Origin of the sequence: Trebonia sp., assembly GCF_049794275.1 — a bacterium.
In the GTDB taxonomy this organism is placed as follows: Bacteria; Actinomycetota; Actinomycetes; order Streptosporangiales; family Streptosporangiaceae; genus Trebonia.
In genome coordinates, this window is sequence record NZ_JBARCR010000214.1 from 1 (window position 1) to 2253 (window position 2253).

At 66.6% G+C, this 2253-nt stretch carries 2 protein-coding genes; both read left to right on the forward strand.

Features of this window, described 5'->3' with window-relative positions; translation table 11 throughout:
• The coding region (locus WA805_RS06140) for a sugar ABC transporter substrate-binding protein (RefSeq protein ID WP_425241854.1) at positions 1 to 953 on the forward strand (953 nt) is incomplete at its 5' end.
• Positions 950 to 2253: sugar ABC transporter ATP-binding protein (locus tag WA805_RS06145; protein WP_425241855.1), on the forward strand; the 1304-nt coding region annotated here is incomplete at its 3' end. The genes WA805_RS06140 and WA805_RS06145, both read left to right, overlap by 4 nt.

Consider the following 2253-nt stretch of genomic DNA (forward strand, 5'->3'; position numbering starts at 1 on the left):
GGTCGGGGAACCGGATGGCGATCTTCTATTACAACCCGAGCCCCTATGGGATCGCGTCGCTGAAGGGCGCTCAGGCGGAGGCCGCGAAGCTGGGCATCAAGCTCGACGCCTTCGACGCCAACAACGATCCGCAGACGCAGTCCACGCAGATCCAGGACGCGATCACCACCGGCAAGTACAAGGCGTTCTGGGTGTGGGGTCTGAATGACGTGGCGCTTACCCCGATCATCAACAAGGCGCGCGCGGCCGGCATCAAGGTCGCGTCTGCGGACTACACCTGGGGCCCATTGTCAGCCCAGGAGAAGCTGACCGCCGACCCGCAACTCGTCACTACCGTCGGCCAGGCGCTCGGCGCGGAGTCGTCGAACCTGATCGTCGCGATGAACGCGGCCTGCAAGAAGCAGGTGGGAAGCGGCCACTGCAACATCGCCTTCCTGCCGGGCCTCGCCAACTACCCGACCGATACCGTCCGTGAGAACGCGATGACCGCGTACTACAAGGACAAGCCGAACTACACGTTCACGATCATGCCGCCCGGGATGTACGACCAGGCGGCCTCGCAGAAGGTCGCCCAGACGTACTTCAACGCGAACAAGAACGTCAACGTGTTCGCGACGTTCGGCGACCAGATGGCGGCCGGGGCGATGACCGCGATGAAGCTGGTCGGCGGCTACACACCCGGCAAGAACATCGCGATCATCGGGTACGGTGGCGCGACGGAGATCGTCAACGAGGTCAAGACCGGGACGGTCTACGCCACCCTCGGCCTGTACCCGGTCTCTGAGTCGGTGCTCGGCATCCAGTACCTGAACGACGCGGTGAACGGGAAGTCGGTGCCGAACCTGGTCAACATCATCAACGCGGACACCCGTCCGGCGATCATCGACCAGACGTTCCTGACCCAGCACCCGAACTTCGTGCCGGACTGGACGCTGGAGGGCAACCCAGGGTGAGTTCAGCGGCGGCCGCGCGCGTTCGGCTCGTCGAAATCGGCAAGCGGTACTCCGGCACCACGGCGCTTGACAACGTCAGCGTCGTGGTTGCCGGAGGTACCGTGCACGGACTCGTCGGGGCGAACGGCGCCGGGAAGTCAACGCTCGGGAAGATCATCGGAGGCGTGATCCGCCCCGACGACGGACAGCTGTTCGTCGACGACCGGCAGGTCCGCTACACGAGCCCGCGCGAGGCGCGCATCGACGGGATCGCGACGATCTCGCAGGAACTCTCGCCGATGCCGCACATGAGCGTGATCGAGAGCGTCTACTTCGGCATCGAGCCGCGCCGCTTCGGGCTCGTCCAGTGGCGCCAGATGCGCAGGCAATACGAGAAACTCATTTCCCTGTGGGGTTTCGAGCTCGACGGAAACGCCAAGGTCGGCATGCTGCGCACCGCCGACAAGCAGAAGACCGAGATCTTGCGCGCCGTCGCGGCCGACGCGCGGGTGATCGTAATGGACGAGCCAACCTCGTCGCTGACCAGCGTCGAGACCAAGACGCTGCACCGGATGATCCGCACCCTGCGCGAGGGCGGCAGGACGATCGTCTACGTAAGCCACTTCCTCGATGAAGTGCTCGAGCTCGCCGACACGGTGACGGTGCTGCGCAGCGGGCACCTCGTGCGGACGGCGCCGGTGGCGGAAGAAACCGAGGAGAGCCTTGTCGCCGGGATGTTCGGCGCGGCGGCGGCGGCGGAGCACTTCGAGAAGCCGCGGAACTTGACGACGCCGGTGGTCCTTGACGTGTCCGGCCTGCACCGCAAGGGCGTGCTCAGAGACATCTCGCTGCAGATCCGGTCAGGCGAGATAGTCGGCCTCGCCGGCCTCGTGGGCAGCGGCCGCAGCGAACTCGCCCGCGCGATCTCGGGCGCCGATCCGATCGATGGCGGGACGATCGCCGTCGACGGCACCGCGCGCGCCATCCGCTCGCCCGCGGACGCGATGGCGGCCGGGATGGCTTTCGTGCCCGAGAGCCGCAAGGACGACGGGTTGTTCCTTGAGCTCTCCGTGGCGGCGAATACGACATTCGCGGACCTCCGCTCGGTCGCCTCGCGCTTGGGGATACTGCGCCTCGCCCTCGAGCGGGCGAAGACGAGCTCGCTGCTGAAACTGCTGTCTGTCGAGCCGCCGCTCCCGTCGATGAAGACGGCGAACCTCTCCGGCGGCAACCAGCAGAAGCTCCTGTTCGCCCGCTGGATGCTCCGCGGCCCGCGGGTGCTGATCCTCGACGAGCCCACGCGCGGCGTCGATGTCGCGGC